Origin of the sequence: Streptomyces sp. NPDC050619, from assembly GCF_040654815.1 — a bacterium.
GTDB lineage: Bacteria > Actinomycetota > Actinomycetes > Streptomycetales > Streptomycetaceae > Streptomyces.
The window spans coordinates 591,366-613,467 of the sequence record NZ_JBFAIR010000001.1 but is presented as its reverse complement, the minus strand read 5'-3'; the positions used below and the strand labels follow the sequence as shown (position 1 = coordinate 613,467).

General features: G+C 71.8%; 18 protein-coding genes. 9 read left to right on the top strand and 9 right to left on the bottom strand.

The window, feature by feature from the left end; translation table 11 throughout:
• Position 1 precedes the first annotated feature (1 nt).
• From AB0I77_RS02715 to AB0I77_RS02705, 3 genes are all read left to right on the top strand, one after another.
• The gene (locus AB0I77_RS02715) at positions 2–994 is read left to right on the top strand and encodes a MoxR family ATPase (RefSeq protein WP_363280446.1); all 993 of its coding nucleotides are present in this window, start codon (positions 2–4) and stop codon (positions 992–994) included.
• Positions 984–4,694: an SAV_2336 N-terminal domain-related protein gene (locus tag AB0I77_RS02710; protein ID WP_363280445.1), complete on the top strand. Its 3,711-nt coding sequence runs from the start codon at positions 984–986 to the stop codon at positions 4,692–4,694. Before AB0I77_RS02715 ends, AB0I77_RS02710 begins: the two co-directional genes overlap by 11 nt.
• A gap of 160 nt (positions 4,695–4,854) precedes the next feature.
• Positions 4,855–5,892 carry a rod shape-determining protein gene (locus tag AB0I77_RS02705; protein WP_363280444.1) on the top strand — a complete coding sequence of 346 codons (1,038 nt, stop codon included), beginning with the start codon at positions 4,855–4,857 and terminating at the stop codon, positions 5,890–5,892.
• A gap of 7 nt (positions 5,893–5,899) precedes the next feature.
• On the opposite strand, the gene AB0I77_RS02700 is transcribed toward AB0I77_RS02705, so the two are convergent.
• The gene (locus AB0I77_RS02700) at positions 5,900–6,817 is read right to left on the bottom strand and encodes a sensor histidine kinase (RefSeq protein ID WP_363280443.1); all 918 of its coding nucleotides are present in this window, start codon (positions 6,815–6,817) and stop codon (positions 5,900–5,902) included.
• Positions 6,818–6,930: 113 nt separating this feature from the next.
• Positions 6,931–7,284 carry an STAS domain-containing protein gene (locus AB0I77_RS02695; RefSeq protein ID WP_363280442.1) on the bottom strand — a complete coding sequence of 118 codons (354 nt, stop codon included), beginning with the start codon at positions 7,282–7,284 and terminating at the stop codon, positions 6,931–6,933.
• 228 nt (positions 7,285–7,512) lie between these two features.
• Here AB0I77_RS02695 and AB0I77_RS02690 point away from each other — a divergent pair, with 228 nt between their 5' ends.
• The 3 genes from AB0I77_RS02690 to AB0I77_RS02680 all read left to right on the top strand — a co-directional run bounded on the left by AB0I77_RS02690 (position 7,513) and on the right by AB0I77_RS02680 (position 11,916).
• The gene (locus tag AB0I77_RS02690; protein WP_363280441.1) at positions 7,513–8,196 is read left to right on the top strand and encodes an ANTAR domain-containing protein; all 684 of its coding nucleotides are present in this window, start codon (positions 7,513–7,515) and stop codon (positions 8,194–8,196) included.
• 397 nt (positions 8,197–8,593) lie between these two features.
• Positions 8,594–9,664 carry a cellulase family glycosylhydrolase gene (locus tag AB0I77_RS02685; RefSeq protein ID WP_363280440.1) on the top strand — a complete coding sequence of 357 codons (1,071 nt, stop codon included), beginning with the start codon at positions 8,594–8,596 and terminating at the stop codon, positions 9,662–9,664.
• 242 nt (positions 9,665–9,906) lie between these two features.
• Entirely contained in the window at positions 9,907–11,916 is a 2,010-nt protein-coding gene (locus AB0I77_RS02680; RefSeq protein ID WP_363280439.1) for a protein kinase, read from the top strand.
• A 48-nt stretch (positions 11,917–11,964) separates the two neighbouring features.
• On the opposite strand, the gene AB0I77_RS02675 is transcribed toward AB0I77_RS02680, so the two are convergent.
• The 3 genes from AB0I77_RS02675 to AB0I77_RS02665 all read right to left on the bottom strand — a co-directional run bounded on the left by AB0I77_RS02675 (position 11,965) and on the right by AB0I77_RS02665 (position 13,939).
• Entirely contained in the window at positions 11,965–12,384 is a 420-nt protein-coding gene (locus AB0I77_RS02675) for a nuclear transport factor 2 family protein (RefSeq protein WP_363280438.1), read from the bottom strand.
• A gap of 116 nt (positions 12,385–12,500) precedes the next feature.
• Positions 12,501–13,307 carry an MBL fold metallo-hydrolase gene (locus AB0I77_RS02670; RefSeq protein WP_363280437.1) on the bottom strand — a complete coding sequence of 269 codons (807 nt, stop codon included), beginning with the start codon at positions 13,305–13,307 and terminating at the stop codon, positions 12,501–12,503.
• Positions 13,308–13,444: 137 nt separating this feature from the next.
• The gene (locus AB0I77_RS02665; RefSeq protein ID WP_363280436.1) at positions 13,445–13,939 is read right to left on the bottom strand and encodes a MarR family winged helix-turn-helix transcriptional regulator; all 495 of its coding nucleotides are present in this window, start codon (positions 13,937–13,939) and stop codon (positions 13,445–13,447) included.
• Between the two features lie 173 nt (positions 13,940–14,112).
• Here AB0I77_RS02665 and AB0I77_RS02660 point away from each other — a divergent pair, with 173 nt between their 5' ends.
• Entirely contained in the window at positions 14,113–14,985 is an 873-nt protein-coding gene (locus tag AB0I77_RS02660) for an LLM class flavin-dependent oxidoreductase (protein WP_363280435.1), read from the top strand.
• A 32-nt stretch (positions 14,986–15,017) separates the two neighbouring features.
• Here the strand turns inward: AB0I77_RS02660 and AB0I77_RS02655 are convergent, their stop codons facing one another.
• Both AB0I77_RS02655 and AB0I77_RS02650 read right to left on the bottom strand, forming a co-directional pair.
• Entirely contained in the window at positions 15,018–16,148 is a 1,131-nt protein-coding gene (locus AB0I77_RS02655; protein WP_363280434.1) for a DUF2235 domain-containing protein, read from the bottom strand.
• A 13-nt stretch (positions 16,149–16,161) separates the two neighbouring features.
• Positions 16,162–17,025 (bottom strand): DUF6424 family protein, encoded by an 864-nt coding sequence (locus AB0I77_RS02650; RefSeq protein ID WP_363280433.1) that lies wholly within the window; start codon positions 17,023–17,025, stop codon positions 16,162–16,164.
• Between the two features lie 316 nt (positions 17,026–17,341).
• On the opposite strand from AB0I77_RS02650, the gene AB0I77_RS02645 reads away from it, so the two are divergent.
• Positions 17,342–18,127: a VOC family protein gene (locus AB0I77_RS02645; protein WP_363280432.1), complete on the top strand. Its 786-nt coding sequence runs from the start codon at positions 17,342–17,344 to the stop codon at positions 18,125–18,127.
• A gap of 79 nt (positions 18,128–18,206) precedes the next feature.
• Here the strand turns inward: AB0I77_RS02645 and AB0I77_RS02640 are convergent, their stop codons facing one another.
• Positions 18,207–18,989, bottom strand: coding sequence for a polysaccharide lyase family 7 protein (locus AB0I77_RS02640; RefSeq protein WP_363280431.1), 783 nt, complete (start codon positions 18,987–18,989; stop codon positions 18,207–18,209).
• A gap of 268 nt (positions 18,990–19,257) precedes the next feature.
• Between AB0I77_RS02640 and AB0I77_RS02635 the strand changes: the two genes are divergently transcribed.
• Positions 19,258–21,207 carry a serine/threonine-protein kinase gene (locus AB0I77_RS02635; RefSeq protein ID WP_363280430.1) on the top strand — a complete coding sequence of 650 codons (1,950 nt, stop codon included), beginning with the start codon at positions 19,258–19,260 and terminating at the stop codon, positions 21,205–21,207.
• Positions 21,208–21,228: 21 nt separating this feature from the next.
• On the opposite strand, the gene AB0I77_RS02630 is transcribed toward AB0I77_RS02635, so the two are convergent.
• On the bottom strand, positions 21,229–22,017 hold the full coding sequence (locus tag AB0I77_RS02630) for an FHA domain-containing protein (protein WP_363280429.1): 789 nt from the start codon (positions 22,015–22,017) through the stop codon (positions 21,229–21,231).
• Between the last annotated feature and the right edge of the window lie 85 nt (positions 22,018–22,102).

The window sequence follows — 22,102 nt, the reverse complement described above, 5'->3', positions numbered from 1 at the left end:
CATGCCCCTGTGGCCCGTCTACACCGGCACCAACGAGCCGCACGACGGCATCACCCAACTGCCGCCGCCCCCGCCCTGGCGGGCCTTCGACGGCGCACCGGTCATCGACCCGCCGGACGCGACCGCCGTCTCGCCGGACCGCACCCACCGCGCCGAGACCTACCGGGCCACCCCGCAGACGGTCCAGCTGGTCAACGCCGCCCTGTACCTGCGCCGTCCGCTGCTGGTGACCGGCCCGCCCGGCACCGGCAAGTCCTCGCTCGTCTACGCGGTCGCCCGCGAGCTGCGTCTCGGCCCGGTCCTGCGCTGGAACATCACCAGCCGCAGCACCCTCCACGACGGCCTGTACCAGTACGACCCGCTCTCGCGCCTGTACGCGGCAAGGAACGCACCCGCGGCCGAGGCCGGCATCGAGGACCACCTGCGCCTCGGCCCCCTCGGCACCGCCCTCCTCCCCTACGCCCGCCCCCGCGCGCTGCTCATCGACGAGATCGACAAGAGCGACCTGGACCTGCCCAACGACCTGCTGAACGTCCTGGAGGAGGGCCAGTACGAGATCCCTGAGCTGATCCGCACCGCCCGCGACACACCCACGGCCGAGGTGATGATCCACGACGCCGACCGCCGGGTCGCCGTGGAGCGCGGCCGGGTCCGCTGCCGGACCTTCCCCTTCGTCGTCCTCACCAGCAACGGCGAGCGCGAGTTCCCGCCCGCCTTCCTGCGCCGCTGCGTCACCCTGCGGCTGCGGCAGCCCGACGACAGCCACCTCGCCGACATCGTCCGCGCCCACTTCGACGAGGAGCCCGACACCTACGCGCAGACCCTGATCAGCCGGTTCCTGTCCCGGGTGGGCGGTGGCGACCTGGCCACCGACCAGCTCCTCAACGCGATCTACCTGGCCCGCTCCTCCGACCTCGCCGCCGAGTCCCTCGACGAGCTGGCGGAGCAGCTGATGCCCTATCTGGGCGAGGCTCCGCAGACCGATGCCTTCTGATCGCCCGGGACGACGCGGGAGGACACCTCTGGTCCGCCTGGCCGACGTCCTGGCCGAGGCGGCCGGCGGGGCGCGCCCCACCCCGCTCGAACTGGCCGAACTCCTCTGGCTGGCCCGCCACATGGAGCCCCCGTCCGACCCCGCGCCACAACCCCCCGCCGAGGCCGTACGGCCTCCCGAACCTCCCGTGCGGACACCGCCACCACCCCCGCACAAGCAGCCGGCCGACGCCCCCTCCCCGCCCCCGGAAACCCCCCGCGCCCCGCTGCACCTGCCCGCCCCGGCCCGGACGCCCCGCCCATCGACCGCGCCGCACGCCACGCTCCTGGCCCCGGCGCCCCCGATGCTGCGCCACCCGCTGGCCCTCCAGCGCTCCCTGCGCCCGCTCAAACGCCGTACCGACGCGCCCGACCGCCTCGAACTGGACGAGCGCGCCACCGCCGACCGCATCGCCCGCCTGGGCGCGGCCCCCGAGTGGTGGCTGCCGGTGCTGCGCCCCGCACAGGAGCGCTGGCTGCGGCTGAACCTGGTGTACGACGCCGGGCCCACGATGCCGGTCTGGCGCCCCCTGATCCGCGAACTGCACACGGCGCTCGCCCAGTCGGGCATCTTCCGCACGGTGAGCCTGCACCGCGCCGAGCCGGACGGCACCGTGCGCCACCACGGTGCCCACATCCCTGCCGACGGCCGCACGGCCACCCTCCTGATCAGCGACTGCATGGGCCCGCAGTGGCGGCAGGGCCCCGCCGCCACCCTCTGGTACGGCACGCTGCGCCGCTGGGCACACCGGATGCCCCTGGCCGTCGTACAGCCCCTCCCGGAACACCTGTGGCGGGACACGGCCCTGCCGGCGACACCGGGCCGCCTGTCGGCGCCGCATCCGGCGGCCCCGGCCGCGACGCTCGCCTTCACTCCGTACGAGCGGGACGACGGCCCGGACGATCCCGAGGGCTTCCTGCCGCTGCCCGTACTCGAGCCGGGCCCGCGCTGGCTGGCGAACTGGGCGAGGCTGATCGCGGCCCCCGGAGGTCAGGAACTTCCCGGCTCGGCGGCCCGGTTGAGCCGGTCGCTGCCCGTACACCCGGGTGACCGCGGGGATGTCACCGGCCTGTCCGCCGAGGATCTGGTCCTGCGGTTTCGCGCGTCGGCCTCCCCGGAGGCGTTCCGGCTGGCCGGCCATCTCGCGCTGGGGCGCCCCGACCTGCCGGTCATGCGCCTGATCCACGCGGCCCTCGAACCGCGCCCACGCCCCCAGCATCTCGCCGAGGTGATCCTCAGCGGCATGCTCACGGGTGCGGCCGGCCCGCCCGGTTCGTACGCCTTCCGGCCGGGGGTGCGCGAGCTGCTGCTGCGCGGTCTGCCCCGCACCGCCCGGGGTCGCACCACCGAACTGCTGGCCCGGGTGGGCGGGTTGATCGACGAGCGGGCCGGGGCCGCACCGGGCGAGTTCCGGGCGTCGACTCCCGCGCGAGGCGGCCGGCGTACGGCTTTGGACGAGGAGGCGTTCGCGACGGTCAGTGCGGAGAGTGTGCGGCAGCTGGGCGGGGAGGTCGAGGCGGTCGAGACTCCGGTGTCCGTTCCGCCGGGCGTGGGAGGTCACTACCGGTTGCTGGAGCGGCTCAGTCCGAATGGCGCGCTGTGGCGGGCCCGGGACACGGACGCGAACCGGACCGTCGCGGTGCGGCTGCACCGGCCGATCACCGACCCGGAGCGACGGGAGGCGTTCCTACGGGACGCGCGGATCCTCGGGAGCGTCGAACACCCCGGCGTCGTGACCGTCCACGACTTCGGCATCGAGGACGACACGCCGTACGTCGTCATGGAGTACCTGACCGGCATCCCCCTCAACTCGCTGGCGGGGCCGAACGGTTACCGCCTGCCTCCCCCACTGCTGCTGTCGATCGGGGAGCAACTCGGGCGGGCTCTGCTGGCCTGCCACACGGCCGGCGTCACCCACGGCGGCCTGGAGATGTCGCGGGTGGTGCTCCTGCCGGACGGCACGGTCAAGCTCAGCCAGTTCGCGCCGGGTCGCACCTCGGGCGCCCAAGGACGCGCGGAGGACCTGCGGGCACTGGCCGAGCTGCTGCTCCAACTCGCGGCGGGCACCTCGCGGTTGGTGCCGCCGGTGCGCCCCGATGACCTCGTCCATCTGCCGGACACCGTGAGGCCGCCGTTCGCGACGGCCCTCGGCAAACTCCTCTCCGGGGTCCTCAACACCCAGATGAAGGGCGTGGAACAGCTCATCGCCCTGGAGGCCGCGCGCCTGGCGCAGGAGTCCTACGACCAGCGTTTCTACTACCTCCTGGGCCCGTTGACCGTGGAAGGCCGAAGCGGCGACCTCCTCATCCCCGCGGACCTCCGGCCGATGCTCGCCATGCTGCTGCTCAAGCACGGCCGCACGGTGACCAATGACGAGCTGGCAGCGGGCGTGTGGGGCCCGGGCGAGGCGCCCCGCAACACCATGGCCGAACTGGGCCGCCAAGCGTCCGCACTGCGCGCTCTCCTGGGCCGCGGCGCCCTCGCCACCCTGCCCGACGGCTACGCCCTGCACACCAGCGCCGACTTCGTCGACCTGATCGAGTGCGAACGACTGGTGGCACTGACGCCCCGGCAGCGCGCCTTCTACGACAGGGCCCTGGCCCTCTGGCGCAGCGGCGACCCCCTCGCCGACGTCCCCGGCCCCGCCGCCCGCACCGCCCGCACCCGGCTCCAGCAACTCCGCCTCGGCCTGCACCGGGCCCGCGCCGAACTCGACCTGGAACGCGGCGAGTTCGAGCGCGCCGCGACCGCCCTCGCGGAGCTCCTGCGCACCCACCCGGCCCGCGAGGACTTCCGCCGCCTGTACCTGATCGCCCTCCGACGTCAGGGCCGTGTGGAGGAAGCCCTGGAGGCCTACGAGGAGTACGAGCTGTCCGGCGGCCAGAATCCCGAGCTGCTGGTGCTGGGGCGGGAACTGCGCGAGGAGTTCGGCGGCGACATCTCGGAGGACGCGCCGGACGACAGCGGGTATGAGGAGCGGTCTGACACCGGTACCGAGACCGACATCGACGCCGCGTACGGCTTCGCCCGCGAAGAGCCGTCCGAGGAGACCCCGCTCTCTGCGAACGACGAGCCGGACGACCTGTTCGAGGTGGAGGACGCGCTGTCGGCACAGGAGTCCCTGGACGCGTACGACGAGCCGGCGGAGGAGGACGACGGCTGGACGGTGCCGGACATCTTCCACCACGACTGCGCCCGCTTCGAGTTCGCGGACGGCCCGCAGCCCGAGGACGCGCGGGAGGAACTGCGTGCGCTGGTCGAGAGCCTGCTCGCGGACAGCGGACTCGGCCCTGACGTGCAGCGGCTGACGGAGGACGACGAGGGCATCACCGTGGTGCTCCGGCCATACGACGACGCAGACGGCCTGATCCGCGCCACCGTGGAAGGGCTGCACGACGGACTGGCGCGCCTGAACCGTTTCCAACGCCTCCGGGTGGACTTCTTCACGCAGACGGAGCCGGGGTACGACGGAGCCGAGGAACAGAGCGACCGAGCGGACACCGGATTCGTCACCGCCGCGCTGGACGCATCCGGAGCGCGGGCGATCATCGCCCTGTCGAGCTTCTGGGACTACAGCGTCTTCGGCGCCCCCGACGGGTTCGTACAGTTCGACGACGGCACAGGGTGGTACCTCCTGGTCCACCGGACCGACTCGGCCTGACGAGAGGTACTGCTCGTCAGGCAACCATAGGCAAACCCCCCATTCAGCCGCACCCCACCCGGCCCACCACAACACGCGCCCCCTCCCCCGCCCCCGCACCATGCCAGTAAGGCCCGCCACCCGGCGGTCCGCACGGTCTGTGCTCTCGGGAGGACCTGCCATGACCGCCAGTCTGGAGCAGCTGCGCCGCTGCCACTTCGCCGTCGACCTGGGGGCGGCGAGGACGCGGGTGTACGTGAAGGGGGCCGGGCTCGTCGTCGACCAGCCGTCCGCCGCCGCCGTGAACACCCGTACCGGCGCGCTGATCGCGGTCGGCGAGTTCGCCGAGAAGATGACAGGGCGCACGCCCGACTACATCCGGGTCGTCCGGCCCGTGTCGGGCGGGACGGTCGTCGACATCGAGATGGCCCAGCGCATGCTGCGGCATCTGCTCGGCGACAAGATCCGCCGCAACCTGCGCCGCAAGCCCTTCCTGCGCGCCGCCGCCTGCACCCCGCACGACGCCGATCCGCTGGCCCAGCGCGCGGCGATCGAAACGCTCGTCGGGCTCGGCGCCCGCCGGGTGGAGCTGGTGGACACGCTGATCGCGGCGGCCGTCGGCTGCGGGCTGCCCGTCGAGCGGCCCGAGGCCACCATGATCATGGTGTGCGGGGCCGCCGCCACCCAGGTCGCCGTCCTCTCCCTCGGGTCCATCGTCACCGCCGAGCGCATCCCGGTCGGCGGTGAGGCCGTCGACCACGCGATCGTGCAGCACCTGCGCCACGAGCACGAACTGATGCTGCCCAGCCAGTCCGTACGGCCGCTGCAACTCGCCCTCTCCGGCAACGGCCTCACCCCGCAGGGCCCGGCCTCCACCGAGATCCACGGACGGGACGTGGCAACCGGCCTCGCCCGTTCCGTGCAGGTCGACACCGCCGCCGTACGCGATGCCATCGAGACCCCGCTGACCGCCGTGCTCGACGGCATCGGCAGGGTGCTGCGCAACTGCCCGCCCGACCTGGTGGCCGACCTCGCCGACCGCGGGATCATGATGGTCGGCGGCAGCGCCCTGCTCCCCGGCCTCGACCAGATGCTGCGGCAGGCGACCGGCATGCCGGTGCACATCGCCGAACGGCCCGACGTGTGCGCCGTCCAGGGCCTGGGCTACATGCTGGAGGGCAAGATCGAGCCGCTGATGCTGGACCCGCTGGCCAGCTGAGGCCCGATCAACAAGCGAACCAGACGCGGACGGTTGTCCCTTCCTCCGCCGTGTGCACCCGCACCAGGTCCGCGACCAGGTTGACCATGAGCAGTCCCCGGCCGCCGCGCTGGTCACGGGGCGCGGGCCGGCGCCCCGCCAGCGGATCCGTCAGCCGTCCCTGGTCGCGCACCTCGCACACCACGTGCCGGTCCTCCTCCGCCCACACCCGCAGCGCGCCCGAACCACCGCCGTGCACCACGCTGTTGGTGGTCAGCTCGGCCGTGACGAGTGCCAGGTCCTGAAGTCGGACGCCGGTGAGGCCGAGTCGCGCGGCGACGTCGGTGGCGATGTGCCGGGCCTGCGAGAGCGAGTCCGCGTCGAAGTCGCAGGAGAAGGACGGCACGTCCGGGACGGACGGCAGCGGCTCGTTGTAGCGGGCGACGACGGCGTCGGGAGCGTAGGCGCCGTTGTCCGCCTGCGGGCCGGTGCCGGCCTGGACGACGGTCGGGTGGGTGGCGTACGCGTCGTCGATGACCCGCGGTGCGAGGTGCCGGGTGTCGTACGGACACAGGATGCTCACCGTACGGCCCTGGAAGGCCGCGTTGATCAGTGCCTCGTGCTGCACACAGGCGGGGTACTCGGTGTCGCTGCGGCCCGCCCAGATCGGCTCGCCGATGATCCGCACCCGCCGGCCGGGGGGCTGGGCGTCGGCGAAGGCGCGCAGTACGCCGGGGATGATCCGGCCGGGGTTGCGCCCGGCCTCCCGCATGTCCAGGAACCGTACGGCGTCGGCGTCCGCGCCGAGTCCGGCCCGGATGACGTCGAGGTTCTCCCCGGGGACGGCCACCGCCACGGGGTCACCCGCGACGAGGCCGGCGCGCACGAAGGAGACGGTGCCCGCGAGGTACTCCCGCTGGTCCCCGTAGAACAGCGCCGGATGCACAAAGGGTTCAAGGGATTCAGGGGTCTCAGGGGTTTCAGGGGATTCGAGGGGTTCAAGGGGTTCGAACGATTCAGCGCGCTGGCAGGAAGGCCTGAACGGTTCGGCCGCGGCACTCATGACATCGACACCTCGATCGACGGTAGGTCGGGCCAGAACATCTCCAGCACGCGTCGCAGGGCGGGCGGCGGCTGGTGCAGCACCATCCGCCGGCCGTCCCCCAGCCGCTGGGCGGCCACCGCGAGTGCTCCGGCGCCCGCGACGTCCACGAACGTCACCGACGACAGCTCCAGGTAATACACGTCCCTGTCCTCGCGCACGGCCTGCTCCAGCGCGCGCTCCCAGACCGCGTGCGTGGCCAGGCCGACCTCTCCCGCCACGCGCAGCCCCTTCGGCTCGGCGAGCGGGGACACCTTCAGCTCCGGCGCCGAGCCGACGACTCCGAGCGGTTCCTGGTACCGGATACCCACACCGTCTCCCCAGTCTCCCCAACCTCTGCGGACTTTCCGGACGAGAGCGCGGATACCCCGGGAGCCACCTGACATTCCTGGAGACGGTGTGTAGTCCGCCGTGCGGCGGGCAGGCGAATGGTCAGCACCGCCGGGCCCCCGCAACTGACCCACCGAGTGCGCGACTTCACGACCGGAGTCCGGCGGAGACGAACGTCTGAAGACTGTCCGAACCAACAAGGCGGGGACATGACCTCAGCGGCACACACACCTCGAGCGGGGCGGCGGCCGGCCGCCCTGGTCATCGACGTTCGGGGGGACGCGGGCCGAGCGGTGCTCGCTTTGCGCGGGGAACTCGTCCGCGGCTGCGCGAACATCCTGGCCGAGAAGCTGGCCGAACTGCCGGCCGGTATCCGCCGGGTCGAACTGGACATGACCGAGGTGGTCTTCATGGACACGGCCGGCCTCCAGTTCCTGGAGGTCCTCGGCGAATACGCCCACCGGTACGGGACACCGGTCACGACCCTGAACTGGAACGGCCAGCCGCGCCGGATCCTGGAGCTGGCGGGCCTGGACAGCACCGACCCGCTGCGGGATCCGACGCCGGAACCCGGTTCAGCCGCGTCCTCCGCGGTGGCCGTGGAGCGAGCGGAGCAACTCCAGCTGCTGCGGGAGGAGGTCGACCAGCTCCGTCAGGCGATAGCCTCCCGCCCGGTGATCGACCAGGCACGCGGCATCCTCATGGCCACCCAGGCCTGCACCTCCGACGAGGCGTGGACCATCCTCAGGCAGGCCTCCCAGCTCTCGAACACCAAGCTGCGCACGGTCGCCTCGGCGCTCACCGCCAGCACGGAGGCCGACGGCCCGCCGCCCCCGGAGGAAGTCCGCACGGCACTGCGTACGGCGATGGCGCGTCAGCATCACGAGCGTTGACCTGCACCTCCGCCGACATCAGTTCAGTACGGCAGCAGCCGTCCGGAGGGCGTCCTGCGGTCGATCGTCACATCGCGCGCAGGCGCGGGCCGACGGCTGACGCGAACACGAATCTGACGGTTCATAACGACCTCCTCAGACCACCGGTTGCGACCACCGGTTGCCCCCGCCATACCCACCTGGGCTGGTGAAGATTCACCGGGCGCGCGATGTTACGCGCCGGAAACCTTGACGATCAGTGTGCCGGGTGCCACGATTCCGGCGCCGCGATGTTTACGTAAACACCGCTCACTTGTTCGAATGAATGTTTACGCAAACACCGGTGCGGTCGCGCCAAGCCCCGGGCCCCCTCCCGGCTCCCCCGCGTCGAGCCGCCACCTCCTGAAAGGGCAAGCTGATGCGCAAGTCCCCCGCCAGAACCCGCCTCACCCCCAGGCTGCGAGCCGCCTTCGTCGCGGTCGCGATCACCGCGATCAGCGGTACGACCCTCGCCGGCAGCCCCGCCTCCGCGTCCGCCCCCGCCGCCGCGCCGCGCATGGACACGACCCAGTTCAAGGGCGTGAACTGGGCCGACCCCCGCGACAACTTCGCCGACGACCCGGTCGTCCTGTCGGGCCTGTCGCTCTCCGACACCTACGCGCAGACCTACACCAAGGCGAGCCGGATCATCTCGGCGTTCCGCGCGAACCTGGGCGCCAACACCGTCCGGCTGCCCATCAACCCGTACACGGTCAACGGCTCCTACTGGAAGTCCTACCGCGGGGTCATCGACGCGGCGTCGGCCAAGGGCTTCAAGGTCATCGTCTCCTACTGGGAGGGCACGGGCGCCCAGAAGGACGGCTTCATCGACGACCAGGCCACCTACTGGCCCATGTGGGACACCGTGGTCAAGGCCTACAAGAACGACAGCCGGGTCTACTTCGAGCCGATGAACGAGCCCCACGGCTACACCGACACCGAGTGGGCGGACATAGCCGCGAAGTGGCTGGCGACCTATCCCTCGGTCCCCCGCGACCGCGTGTTCGTCAGCGGCGCCGGCTACAACGACCACGTCACCTCGGTCTGCGCCGACCCGCGCCTGAAGGGCACCTACCTGTCGCTGCACCACTACGGGTTCTGGAAGGAGTACGCGACCTACGACCAGTGGGTGGCCGACCTCAAGGTGCGCATCGGTGACTGCGCGAACCGGACCGTCGCGGACGAGTTCGGTTCCCCGATGACGACCGGCCTCAACTACAACAAGCCGGACGCGTCCAACAACTTCGTCAACTACCTTCAGGCCGTCACCGACACCTTCCGCGAGCTCAAGATGGGCTCGGTCTACTGGCCCGGTCTGCGCACCGACGACACCTACTCACTCCAGACCCTGACCGGCGACCCCGCCCGCCCCTGGCTGGCCACGACCAACCAGTCCGGCGCCGACCGCCTCGCCTGGGCCTGGGGCCGCGGCAAGCCCGTCCAGCCCTGACCCGCCTCCGCATGCGGCGCGGGGCTCCGCCCCGAAGCTCGGGGCGGAGCCCCGCAGGCCCGTGGACGGACCCGGAGCGACTCGGCCGACGAAGGTGAGGGAAACCCTGTACGTACGCCGGTACTGGGTTAGCCTCGTCTTCTCTGCGAGCCGAACTGGCGTACGGCGAAATTGACTTCGAGGGATCCGTGTCAGAACAGCGGCCGGTGCCACCGGACTTGGCAACGAGGGAGGCTGCCGCGTTGCGGCAGACCGGGGCCTCGCCCCTGCGCTCCGTCGATCCGGGCCAGGTCGGCCCCTATGTGCCGCTGGCGCTGCTCGGCAGCGGCGGCATGGGACGGGTCTATCTGGCCCGTCCCATAGACGACAGCCCCGGCCTGGTCGCGGTGAAGGTGATCAGGCCGGAGTACGCGGAAGACGTCAGTTTCCGGCGCCGGTTCGAGCGTGAGGCGTCGGTGCACGCCAAGCTTCGTACGCCGCACACGCCGAGGTTGTGCGGCACGGGTTTCCGGGACGAACTGCTGTGGATGGCCACCGAGTACCTCCCTGGGTTCGATCTGGCGGCGGCCGTACGGGAGGACGGTGCCCTGGAGACGGCCGCGGTCTGGCGGCTGATGGCGCAGCTGGGGCAGGCACTGGCCGACCTCGCCGAGGCGGGGATCGTGCACCGGGATCTGAAGCCGTCCAATGTGCTGCTGACCGTCCGGGGCGCGCATGTGATCGACTTCGGCATTTCGAAGGCCGCGGACGCGAGCGCGATCACCGGCACGGGCAACCGGGTGGGAACTCCGGCCTACATGTCGCCGGAGCACCTGCGGACAGGCACGTCCGACGCGGCGTCGGATGTGTTCGCGCTGGCCGGGACGCTGGTCTACGCGGCGGCGGGGCGCGCTCCGTTCGGCGACGGCACGGGTGTCGACGTCATGCACCGGGTGGCGTTCGAAGAGCCGGACGCGGAGCTGATCGGTGCGATCTCGGCGACGGACACCGCACTCGGCTCCCTGCTGTCCGCCTGCCTGACCAAGGATCCCGAACGACGGCCCACCGCACAGGACTTGATCGACGCGGCCGGAGCACACTCCACCGACACACCGAGCTGGCCCGAGCCACTGGACGGCAAGGTCCGGGCACGACAGCGAGCATACGAGGCGCTGCACCGCTTGCCTGCCGAACGGGGGGTTCGCTTTCGATCTGCGGGGGGCGTGCGCGAGGGGCGGGGGGTGGGGGTTCGGTCTGCGGGGGCCGGGCGCGACGGACAAGGGGGCCGCCTTCGGTCCGCGGACGCCCTGGCTGCCGAACGGGGGGATAGGTTCCGGTCTGCGGATGCCCCGGCTGCCGAACCAGAGGCCGGGTTCCGATCTGCGGGTTCCGTGCCCGACGAACGGGATGCTGAGTTCCGGCCCGCGGGCGCCCTGCCCGCCGAACGGGGGACTGCGTTCCGGCCCTCCGTCGACCGGCCCGCCCAGCAGAGGGCCAGCCTCCAACACCCAGCCGACCAGCCGGAGGCGGAGGCGGCGGCGACAGGTCCTTCCGCGGCCACCGATGCCCCCGCCGCCGTCGCACCGCCGGAGCCGTTACGCCCGGCGGGAACCGGTGCCTGGGCGCGGAGGAAACCGCTGCTGGCCGTCGCCGCCGTGATCAGCGTCTGCGTGGTGGCCGCGGGGGTCCTCCTGGCCACTCGTCCGGACGCCACCGCCCCCTCCGCCGCCTCTTCCCCGGGGGCCGGCGCGCGGACCGCCGTCGGCACCGTGCCCGGTGATGCCGACGTCCCGCCGACACCCGGGCCCTCGGACGGGCCGTCCGCCGAGGGCGCGCCCGGCAAGGGTGCCGGCGGCCCCGCCGACACCCAAGGCCGCGCCTCGGATCCTGAGGTTCCTGAGGTCTCCGACGCCGCCGACGACGGCCGGCACAGCTCGCCCTCCGCTCCGGGTGTCGAACCCGGCGCCCCCGCCGACACCACTGCGTCCGCGAGCAGCCCGCCGCCCCCCGAGCCCGCGACTCCGCCGTGGATCTCCGACTGCACGCACTACGCGGGCAACGGACGCACACGTCAGGGCGACAGCGGCAAACGCGTGCTCCAGGTGCAGTGCATGCTGACGAAGCGCGGCTACGGCGTGGGGAGTTCCGGCGTGGACGGCGAATTCGGCTCCGGAACGGAGTCCGCGGTGCGCGGCTTCCAGAGCGACAAGGGCCTGAACATCGACGGCATCGTGGGCCACGAGACCTGGACCGCGCTGCGCGAACCGGAGTGACGTCCGCGGTCACGCACGCCGGCACCACCCACACCCCAGCCGAACGTGTCAGGCCGTCATCGCCTCACGGACCTTCGCGGTGTCCACGAACTGTTCGAAGCGGACGATACGGCCGCCGCGTACGACGAAGTGGTGGGCGACGCGGACGTCGATGTCCTTGCCGGTGGCCTTGTTGGTGGCGGTGTACCGGGCCAGGACCACGACGTTCTCCCCGTCGACCACATAGGTGTCGTCATGGGCGGTCCAGTTGTCCCAGTCCTTGCCCAGCTGCTCCATGACGTTGGCGGTGACGCCCTCGGGGGTGCGGTAGGTGCCGGCCAGCGGGAAGCCGGCCATCTCGGTCCACTCCACGTCGTCCGCCAGCGTGGCGCGCAGGGCTTCGAGATCACCGTGGGCGGAGGCGAGGTACTGGCGCCGCACCACGTCGGCGGGGGCGGTGGAGGTGGGGAAGCCGGTCGTCTCGTTCATGGCGGTGGTCTTTCCGGTGAGGGGCGCGAGGGATCGGTGTGGCGGTCGGTCGGTGCCGGGAGTGCCCAGCACCGGACCGAGGCGACGAGAAGCGAGTCGACGCGAGGCGGAACGGATCAGCCCCAGGTCATCTCGCCCTTGGCGACCTTGGCGCCGAGCTGGGCCGCGATGAGCATGCCAGCCTCCGGGTAGCGGGCGACCAGCGCCTTGGTGAGGGCCTCGCCGGTCTCCGCCTTTTCCAACTCGGCCTCGAACGCGGTGAGGTAGTCGCGGGTGTAGGCGATCGGGCTCGCGTCGAGGGTGATGGTGGGCAGCCGGTGGCCGGGGACGGCGAAGGCGGGGTCCAGGGCCGTCATCTCGTCCAGCAGCTCGGTCCACACGGCGCGGGACTCGGGCGTGGCGGTGTCGGCGACCCAGACGTGCTCGTTGTGGAAGAGCAGGACGCCGGCGACGATCGCCCGGTGCTCGGCCTGCCACAGGTAGTGGCGGTCGGGCAGGCCGGGGTGGCCGCCCTTGAGCTGGAAGACGTGGCCCTCGAAGGTGAGGTCACCGGTCAGTTCGGTCATCTCGACCAGGCGGGTAGGGCGGTTGACGCCGACCGGCTCCCAGGCCTTGAGCTTGCCCTCGTAGGCGGCCTGGATGTGCTCGATCACCAGCGCGGTGGCGACGATCTCCGCCTCGGGGAAGGCGTCCGCGATCACCTCGGCGCCCCAGTAGAAGTCGGGGTCGGCGTGGCTGATGAAGACCTTGGTCAGTGTCTTGCCGGAGTCGAGGATCTCGGCGGCGAGGCGGTGGCCGTCGGCGCGGGTGAACCCGGCGTCGATCAGGAACGCCTGCTCCTCGCCGGTGATCAGGGTGGCGGTCTTGTTCTTGGCGCCGACGGGGAAGTCCAGGTCGATGACCTTGAAGTCGAGGGTGCTCATGGTGATTCCTTCCAGGAGGGGGAGAGGGACGGGCTGGCCGTGCTGGATTCACCTGAGACAACAGTATCTGACACGTCAGGTATTTCCTCGCAGGGCCCCCTTCTTCAATCGGCTCGGTCAGCGCTACAGCGGGCCCTTCAGCGCAGCCGGGGCAGCGCCGCGCCCGCCGCCAGACTCAGTGTCCGCAGGTCGCGGGTGAACTGCTCACGACGCTCCGCCGGCAGCGCGTCGAGAAAGTGCCGCTGCACGTTCTCCACATGCAGACGGGCGGCCCGTACGACGGTCTCCTCCCCCAGCTGCGTCAGCCTGACCAGACGTCCCCGACGATCACCCGGATCCTCGTCGCGGGCCACCAGCCCCGCCGCCTCCATCCGGTCCACCAGCCGGGTCACCCCGCCCGTGGTCAGCACCCGCTCCTGGCCGATGGCCCGCATCGACATCCCCGGCCCGCCGGCCCGGCCCAGAATCAGCAGCACCTCGAACATCAGGTGACTGATCCCGCACTCCTGCTCTATGGCCCGGCCCAGGATGTACTCCAGCCGGTTCGCGGCCCCCTGCAACCAGCCGAAGGCCAACACCACCCCGTCGTTCGCCGCCTGCTCGGCCGTCGTGATCTGCGCATCCCCTGCCACCGGCCCACCTTTCCCACCTCAGTCACGGCGCGGACGCGCCGATGACCATCATCCCGCGCGGACACCAGGAACCGCGCTGGTGGTCACTACTGTGACCGAGATCAGGAAGAGTCCGCGCGGGCCCCTGAATACGGCATTGATCCATTCCTCGGCCGGAGCATAGGTTCCAGGGCATGACGAATCTTCGGATCGGCGTGATGTACGACCGCGACTGGGCCCCGGAAGAGCTGCCCGGGTTCGCACGGCAGGCCGAGGCGCTCGGCGTGGACGACCTGTGGGTGGTCGAGGACCTCGGCTGGAACGGCGGGGTGTCGGCGGCGGCCGTGGCGCTGGGCGCGACGGAGCGCCTCCGGGTGGGTATCGGCATCACCCCCGCCCCGTTGCGCAGCCCCGCGTTGCTGGCCATGGAGCTGGCGACGCTGGCCCGGGTGTTCCCGGGACGGCTCGTGGCCGGGATCGGGCACGGGGTGCGCGGGTGGATGGCGTCGGTGGGCGTCGCGCCGCGTTCACCACTGGCCCTGCTGGAGGAGACGATCACCTCCGTGCGCGCGCTGCTGCGCGGGGAGAAGGTCGAACTGGAGGGCCGGGAGGTGCGACTCGACGGCGTCCAGCTCGTGCACCCGCCCGCCGAACCGCCGCCCGTGGTCGCGGGCGTGGTCCGTGCCCGCTCGCTGGAGCTGTCCGGCCGCGTCGCGGACGGCACGGTGATCACCGAGGGCCACGGCCCGCGCGACCTGGAGAACACCCGGGCGCTGACGGCGAAGGGCGGGGCCACCGCCGACCACACGCTGACGGTGCTGTCCTTCTGCTGCGTCGGCGAGGACCCCGACCAGGTGGCCCGGACCCTGCACCCGCACACCGAGGGCCACGGCGCCTGGCTGGGCCGCCCGCAGGAGGAGGTGTTCACCGTCTCCGGCAGGCCGACGGAGGCCGCCGAGGACATCCGCGCGCTGAACGCGGCGGGCGCGGACACGGTCGTCCTCCGCATCGTCGGCCCCGAGCCGCTCCGCCAGCTGAAGGCCGTGCTGGATTCCCTCGGACGCTGAACGCCGCCCCGCCCCCTCCGCGTCTATGCGTCCTAGGCGTCCTGGGCCGACCCGACGACCGATCGGGTCCAGTCGAGGTCCGCCCAGCGGCCGAGGTCGGCCGGGTCGGGCAGGCCGCGGCGGTACGCCGGATCCTGCTGGTGCCGGAGCCGGACGCTCGCGTGGAACACCGCGTCCTCGGGTACGGCACGGGGCCGCCTGCCCACGAGGAACCAGAGCGGGCCGTTGCGGTGGACGGGGGCGTCGACGCAGTCCTCGTTCAGCGCCGTCGCCTCGGCATACGCGCCGGCCCGGAAGAGCAGGTCCTCGTGGACGCCGTCGACGATCCACTTGAGGGTGACCGTGGAGAGCAGCGGGTCGCCCTTCGCGTGGTCGAACGTGCCGCCGACGTCGGAGTGCACCCCGGCGAACCAGACCTCCTCGAGCGTGTCCCGGACCTGCTCCGGCCGGGGTTTGACGAGGTACTCGCGGTAGGGGCGGCGCTTCTCGTCGAGGGACACGGCGTGCCGGATGCGGGCGGCGTTGGGCAGGGACCGGGTGTAGGGCCACCGCAGATTGCCCAGACGCAGGACGCCGGCCGCTTTCACGGTGTCCCAGAGCCCCAGGTAGGCGATCGGCACGGCGTAGCGCGAGACCTGCTTCGGGTCGTTGCGCTTGACCGTCTCCCACAGCGGGTCCGTGTGGGTGTGCCGGCAGAAGGCGCGCGAGAACCGCGCGACCTCCTGCTGGGCCCGGTCGATGTCCTGGTTGAAGGCGTACTTCGCCACGGCGTAGGGGACGAGGTTCTCCGCCCCGGGGCGCATGAGCCCCGGCTTGTTGAGCATCCCGACGAGCGCGCGGGCCGTATAGGCGCCGCGGCTGAATCCGAAGACGTACACGGAGTCGCCCGGCTCCCAGTGCCGCATCAGGTACGTGTAGGCCTCGGCGAGGTTGGTCCTGAGTCCCGTCCCGAAGGCGAGGCCGCCGAGCCGGGAGAGCCGCCTGCCGAGCGGTCCGCGCACGGTGGCCGAGGACATGGTGCCGACGCCGGGGTCGTAGTAGAGGAGCTGGGCGGCAGGGTCGTCGTCCCTGAGCATCTCGTACAGCTTGACCACGTTGGTGGGGTTGCGGGCGCCGACCTGGTTGCCCGATCCGTCGAGGCAGATGACGATCTTGCGCGACATGATCGCTCCGCGCCTAACCGGCGGGCGGGGTGGCCGCGGTGTCCGCCCCGGGCGGGATCTGCTGCTCGAACGCCGCCAGCGCGATGGGGCTGTCCGGCGGGACGACCGCCATCTCGCGGCGCAGCTGCGCCTGAGCCAGGGCATCCCCGGCCGGCGTGCCGTGCCGGGCGTGGACGATGCGCACACGGCCGTCACCGGAACCCCGGCGGCCCACCGGAGCGACACCGACGTGGGTGTCGTCGGGCAGGGTGACCCAGAGCTGGAAGTCGTCGAACTTGAAGAAGTCCGCGGACTTGGTCGGCCAGGGGTAGTGGTGTTCGCCGGCCGCCTTGGGCAGGACCCCCGAGTGGTGGGGGTTGCTCATCGGCACGCACGCGTTGAAGAGCCCGTCGGTCCAGGCCTCGACGCTGTCGGCGTCCGTTATGGGGGTGTTCAGGAGGTCATCGGCGCGCTGGTAGCCGAGGTCGTCCAGGGCCGGAAGCGTGAGCGGGAACGCGGCCACGAGCTCGGCGGCCTCCTGCCGGAGCCGTTCGACCTTCGCGGGGTCGGCGCAGAACTGCATGCTCCACTCGATGCCGACCCGGGCCCGGTACATCCGCCAGCCGCTCTCCGTCATGACCCAGAGACTGCCGCCGTGGTGCATCTCCCAGGGGCCCGGCCCGTACGGCGCGTCGGCCCCGTCGGCACTCAGCTCCTCGAGGATCTTCTTGGCCACCTTCTTGGCGGCGCGGAAGTGACTGGACTCGGAGCGTGGCGGATGCTTGACGATGCGTATCTCCCAGGGCCGGGTCTCCCCATGGGTGTGGTCCACCTCCAGGTCTGTACCCGCCCCCCGCGCCGCAACCCCCTGCACTCCCGCGGAACCGACATCGGCCATGACCGGCCTCCTTCTGTCGGCGGCCCCGCACGCCACACCGCGCACGAACGCCGCTACCTCCATCGTGCGGCGTCGAGTTGACGGCGTCGACCGCTGGGACCGACGGCCGAGCAGATCCACACAACCGGACGGGCCCGTCACCCATGAGCGCCAGTCCGGCTGTGCGCCGGATGGGAAGAGGCGTGTCACCCCGGAGTGTGAATCCGGCGGCCCGTCGCGCCGGGGGCGGCGGGCGGGGCGGGCGGACATGGGCATCGTTGCGGGGTCCGTACGGGGCTGCACAGCGGTGGTCCCGCAGAACCGTTGGAGGTCGTACGTGCTCGGCACAGATTTCACCCATGGATCACCCTGCTGGATCGATCTCGGCAGTCCGGACACCGAGCGGGCGGCCGCCTTCTACGGCGGCGTCTTCGGCTGGCAGTTGGTCTCCGCGGGGCCCGAGGCCGGCGGGTACGGCTTGTTCCAGAAGGACGGCGCCACCGTTGCCGGACTGGGCCCGCTCACCGAACAGGGCGCGAGCAGCGCCTGGACGGTGTACTTCCTGACCGATGACGTCCAGGCCACGGCCGACGCCGTCGAGCAGGGCGGCGGCACGGTGCGGGTGGCCCCCATGGACGTCATGGACGCGGGACGGATGGCCCAGCTCACCGACCAGCAGGGGGCCCAGTTCGCGGCATTGCAGCCGGGCACCGGGCCGGGCGGGCTGGAGAAGGCGTCCGAGGACGACACCCTCGTGTGGGTGGAGCTCCACGTCCCCGACCCGGTGGCCGGGATCGACTTCTACCGCGGCCTCTTCGGCTGGCGCTCGGCGGAGATGCAGGCGCCCGGGATGACGTACCGGGTGCTCAGCCTCAAGGACGGCGACCAGGAGGCCACGTCCTTCGGCGGGGCGGCCCCGCTTCAGGAGGGCGGCCAAGGGGCGAGCTGGGTGCCGTACTTCGCGGTCTCGGACGCCGACGAGACCGCGCGGAAGACGGAGGAGAACGGCGGCTCGGTGCTGATGCCGGCGTCGGACGTGCCGGAGGTCGGCAGGATCGCGTGGCTGGCGGACACCGCGGGTGCGGTCTTCGCGGTGCTCAAGCCGAACCCGCGGCAGGGGTAGGGCCGGACCGGCCCTGGCGGGGCGCTCCCGCGGACCGGAGCCGCCGTCCCCTGTGCGGCGGCTCCGGACGGTTCGCCGGTCAGGAGTGGGTGACCTTGAGGCGGGAGATGCGGACCTCGCCGTAGTTGTCGTCGTCGCACGGCTCGGAGTTGTCGCAGTTGGCCTGTGTGTAGGCCCCTGCCTTGAAGTAGTTGGTGTCGCCGTCGTGGGAGATCGTGGTCTCCAGCCGACCGTTGTAGTACGCGTCGATCTCACCGTCCTTCGCCACGAACTTGGCCTCGAACTCGGTGCCCAGTTCGTAGTCGTCGGTGACGAGATGGTGGTGACGGTCGTCCCCGTCGGTGATGTAGAGGCTGCTGCCTTCGAGGCGGAAGACGGTGACGTCGTCGTCCCCGCCGTGGACCTGCGCGCCGACCAGGTAAGGCCGTTCGTCGGGCAGTGCCATGAACGCCTCCCTGACGACGAGGGTGTGGGTGCCGTCCGTGGTGGACCACTCGGCTTTCTCCTCGCCGCCGTCGGTCATCTCCCGCAGCTCGGCGCGCGGGTAGCTGGACCCTCCCGTCGTCACGCCGTTGACGGCGGCCCGGAACCTGACCGCGTCGCAGGTGGCGTCGGCCCGGAACCAGGGATCGGCGGAGAAGGTCGCCAGCTCGGGCTGGGTGATCTCGGTGGGGTCCTCGTCCTCGCCGGTGGGCAGGGTCAGTTTCCAGTCGGTCAGGTCGAGGACCTCGGCCGGGTACGCGCACCGGGCGACCGCCCGCGCGTGCGGGGCCTCAGTGACGGCGTGCGCGGACAGCGTGAGCGCGGCGGTCGAAACGGCTGCGGTGATGCCCGCCAGCACGTAGGTCCGAGGGCTTGGCATGGAGGGTTTCCTCCCTCTCGGGGGTGTTCGGTACGGGCCGACGCGTACCCTAGGGCGCCGCTGCCGGGACCGGTCCCGCGACCATTCCCGGAGAGCTGCCCTTCGCAGTCGGCAGGGGTGCCGGTTCTCGGCAGGTTCTACGTATGCGTGCGACTGATGAAGGCTCTGGGTAGACACTGCGAGCGACCCACCGTACGCAGTAAGTTCGATCCACGCGCGCGCGGCCCTGGGCCGTGCGGGTTCCGGACTTGACCAAGGGGGAAGATCCGTGCGTTCCGGGGACGAGTTCGCCGACCGCTATGTCCTCAAGGAGGTCATCGGCGCGGGGCGTGGCGGCGAGGTGTGGCTGGCCCACGACAAGGTGGTGGGCCAGGATGTGGCGCTGAAACCGGAGCGGATCGAGGACGAGGGCGAGACCGCGGTGCGGCGGCTGCTGGGCGAGCCGCGCGCCATGGCCAAGTTCCGGGATCATCCCCATGTCGTGACCCTGTTCGACGTCGTGACCGTGCCGCGGGACGTGGACACGGACGGGAGCGGGGACGGCGACGGGGCGCGGACGTACTGGTTCGTCATGGAGTACGTGCCCGGCGGCGGCCTGGACCGGCAGCCGCCGGTCTCTCCCGTGCGGGCGGCCCGCATCGGTGCCCAACTCGCCGACGCGCTGGCCGCCTTGCACGAGGCGGGCATCGTCCACTGCGACGTCAAGCCCGCCAACATCGGCCTCACCCGGCACGGGACCGCGAAGCTGCTGGACTTCGGCGCCGCGTACCGCGTCGGCGGCACCGAGACCATCACGGTCAACGGCCCGTACAGCTACACCCCGGACTACGCCGCCCCCGAACTGGCCAGGGGCAACGTCCCCCGGCCGGCCTCGGACGTGTTCTGCCTGGCCGCCACCCTCTACGCGCTGGTCACCGGTGCGCCGCCGCGCGGGGACACACCCGAGGAGAACGCCGCCCCGGCCAGGACGGGGGACGACGGGGAGGACGCCGAGCGACTGAGGCACTGGAAGGCCGAGCAGGGCGTCGTCGGGCTGGACGCCGCCGCCGTCGGACCGCTGTACCCGGTGCTCTCCGCCATGCTTCAACGCGATCCTCGGCAACGCCCCGACGCCGCCGAGGTCAAGCGGCTCCTGGAGGACATCGCCGGATCCGAGCCGAAAGCCCCTCGGGACACGGCCACCACCGCCACCGCCACCGGGCGCCGACGGTGGCGCCGGCCGCTGATCGCGGCAGCTCTCGGCCTCTGCACGGTACTGGCCCTGGGGGTCGTCGCCCTCCCTGACCACGGCGACGGCGGGAAGGCCACTCCCCAGCCCGGCCAGAGCCGGCCGGAGGAAGACGCCCCGAACGGCGCACCGCAGGCCCTGATCGGCGATCCGCACACGGCCGACGTGTGCGACCTGGCCGACCCCGCCGCCCTCGACCAGTTCGGCGACGCCGAAGTGGACGTGGACTACGGCAACTTCGACCGCTGCGACATGCTCGTGAGCGTCGACGACAAGAACCGGATCGACGTGTCGTTCCGCCTCCTTCGCGGCTCGCCGCCCGAGGGGTCGAAGCCCTCCCGTACCGTCGGGAAGATCGGCATCCGGGAGGAGGGGGCGGAGAGCGACGAGTGCAGGCTGCTGCTGACGGCCGACGGCGACAACGGCGACACCCTGGTCGGGGTCCGCGTCAACATGGGCAAGGGTTCCGTGTTCGGCGGCAACGCGACCCTGTGCACGGTCGCCGACAAGGCCGCCGGGAGCGCGGCCGAGGTCCTCGACCGGGGTCCGCTCCCCCGCCGTTCGCCGTCCTACCCGCGCGCGTCGTTGGCCTGGGACAACGCCTGCAAGCTGCTCGACGCCAAGGCGCTGTCCGTCGTTCCCGGCCTCAAGGTCGACGTGCCGGACGTCGGAGTGGCGAACTGGAGCTGCGAGTGGTCGAGTGACGTCGACGAACTGGACGCGGAGGTGGGCTTCTTCCGCGATCAGCCCAAGTCCGCGCCGGACGGCAAGGCCCTCAGCCTCAGCGGATACCGCGCCGTCGTCGAACCGGGCGACGACGGGGACAGTTGCACGGTCTTCGTCGAGTACCGCAGGTACAGCGGCCAGGACGCCGTGACGGCCGCCGAGATGCTGCGCCTGGACGTCGGCGGTCAACGGCCCACGGACGAGCTCTGCGGGATGGCCTCGGACCTCGCGTCCTCGGCCGCCGCCGAACTGCGCGCACGATGACCCCGGGAGAGAGCCCGCCTGTCAGGCTTCGGGGTCCGGCCAGGCCATGTCGTCCTCCATCAGCTCCAGGTCCGGGGGCACCAGCGTGGTGGACTCCACCAGTCCCTTGAGCAGGTTGTGCAGCAGGCTGTTGTCGGTGGGGCGGCCCTGCGACTTGTCGTGCATCAGCGGGTAGCGGAAACCGGTGCGGTCCAGGCGGCGGCGTACGGCCTCGATCCGGTGCTCGATCCTGCGCTCGTTCCATTTGTCCTCCGGGCGGAGGCAGGCGAGCTGCTTGGCGGTCATGGCGTACGTCAGGGGCCGCGGGTCCTCCTCGTAGAGCAGGTACCGCTGGCCGAGGACGACCAGCAGCAGCCGTTCGTCGTCGTCGAGCGCCCAGGTCTGGGGCCGTACGGTCTCCGCGCGCCGCCGCGACACCGGGCCCTGGTCGTCGTGGCCCGCCACATACAGCTCGACCAAGTGCTCTCGGTAGCCGGAGCCCTTCACGAACAGCGGGGTGTAACCGGCGTCGAGCGGGATCGGCTCGGTGGCGAGGTGCATCATCCGGCCGCGGGGCAGACGGACCAGCTGCTGCCCGGTGTTGCGCAGCCACCACAGCCCCTGGCGGTACGTCAGCTCACCGTGCCGCCGGCTCACCCGAAGGTCGTCCACGCCGACCCCCAGGTCCACGTCCGGCTTCTCACCGCGCCCGAAACGGACCGTCAGACCCGGCCGGGGCGGCACACTGAGGTCACCGGTGACCGTGCGGGCATGCAGAGTCCCGGGCGTGGCGGGCGCGACACCACGCGCGAGACTGGCGGAGAGGGACATCGCTGGTCTCCTCGTGTCGGGGGCTTCTGGATCGGAGAGCGTCTCGCCAGGCGTATGACGTATGACGTACTGACCAGTGTCCGCA

Bases quoted from the DNA above. Each gene is read 5' to 3' on its own strand.
- AB0I77_RS02715 (WP_363280446.1), top strand. From the start codon at position 2: ATGCCCCTGTGGCCCGTCTACACCGGCACCAACGAGCCGCACGACGGC.
- AB0I77_RS02710 (WP_363280445.1), top strand. From the start codon at position 984: ATGCCTTCTGATCGCCCGGGACGACGCGGGAGGACACCTCTGGTCCGC.
- AB0I77_RS02705 (WP_363280444.1), top strand. From the start codon at position 4,855: ATGACCGCCAGTCTGGAGCAGCTGCGCCGCTGCCACTTCGCCGTCGAC.
- AB0I77_RS02690 (WP_363280441.1), top strand. From the start codon at position 7,513: ATGACCTCAGCGGCACACACACCTCGAGCGGGGCGGCGGCCGGCCGCC.
- AB0I77_RS02685 (WP_363280440.1), top strand. From the start codon at position 8,594: ATGCGCAAGTCCCCCGCCAGAACCCGCCTCACCCCCAGGCTGCGAGCC.
- AB0I77_RS02675 (WP_363280438.1), bottom strand. From the start codon at position 12,384: ATGAACGAGACGACCGGCTTCCCCACCTCCACCGCCCCCGCCGACGTG.
- AB0I77_RS02670 (WP_363280437.1), bottom strand. From the start codon at position 13,307: ATGAGCACCCTCGACTTCAAGGTCATCGACCTGGACTTCCCCGTCGGC.
- AB0I77_RS02660 (WP_363280435.1), top strand. From the start codon at position 14,113: ATGACGAATCTTCGGATCGGCGTGATGTACGACCGCGACTGGGCCCCG.
- AB0I77_RS02655 (WP_363280434.1), bottom strand. From the start codon at position 16,148: ATGTCGCGCAAGATCGTCATCTGCCTCGACGGATCGGGCAACCAGGTC.
- AB0I77_RS02650 (WP_363280433.1), bottom strand. From the start codon at position 17,025: ATGGCCGATGTCGGTTCCGCGGGAGTGCAGGGGGTTGCGGCGCGGGGG.
- AB0I77_RS02640 (WP_363280431.1), bottom strand. From the start codon at position 18,989: ATGCCAAGCCCTCGGACCTACGTGCTGGCGGGCATCACCGCAGCCGTT.
- AB0I77_RS02630 (WP_363280429.1), bottom strand. From the start codon at position 22,017: ATGTCCCTCTCCGCCAGTCTCGCGCGTGGTGTCGCGCCCGCCACGCCC.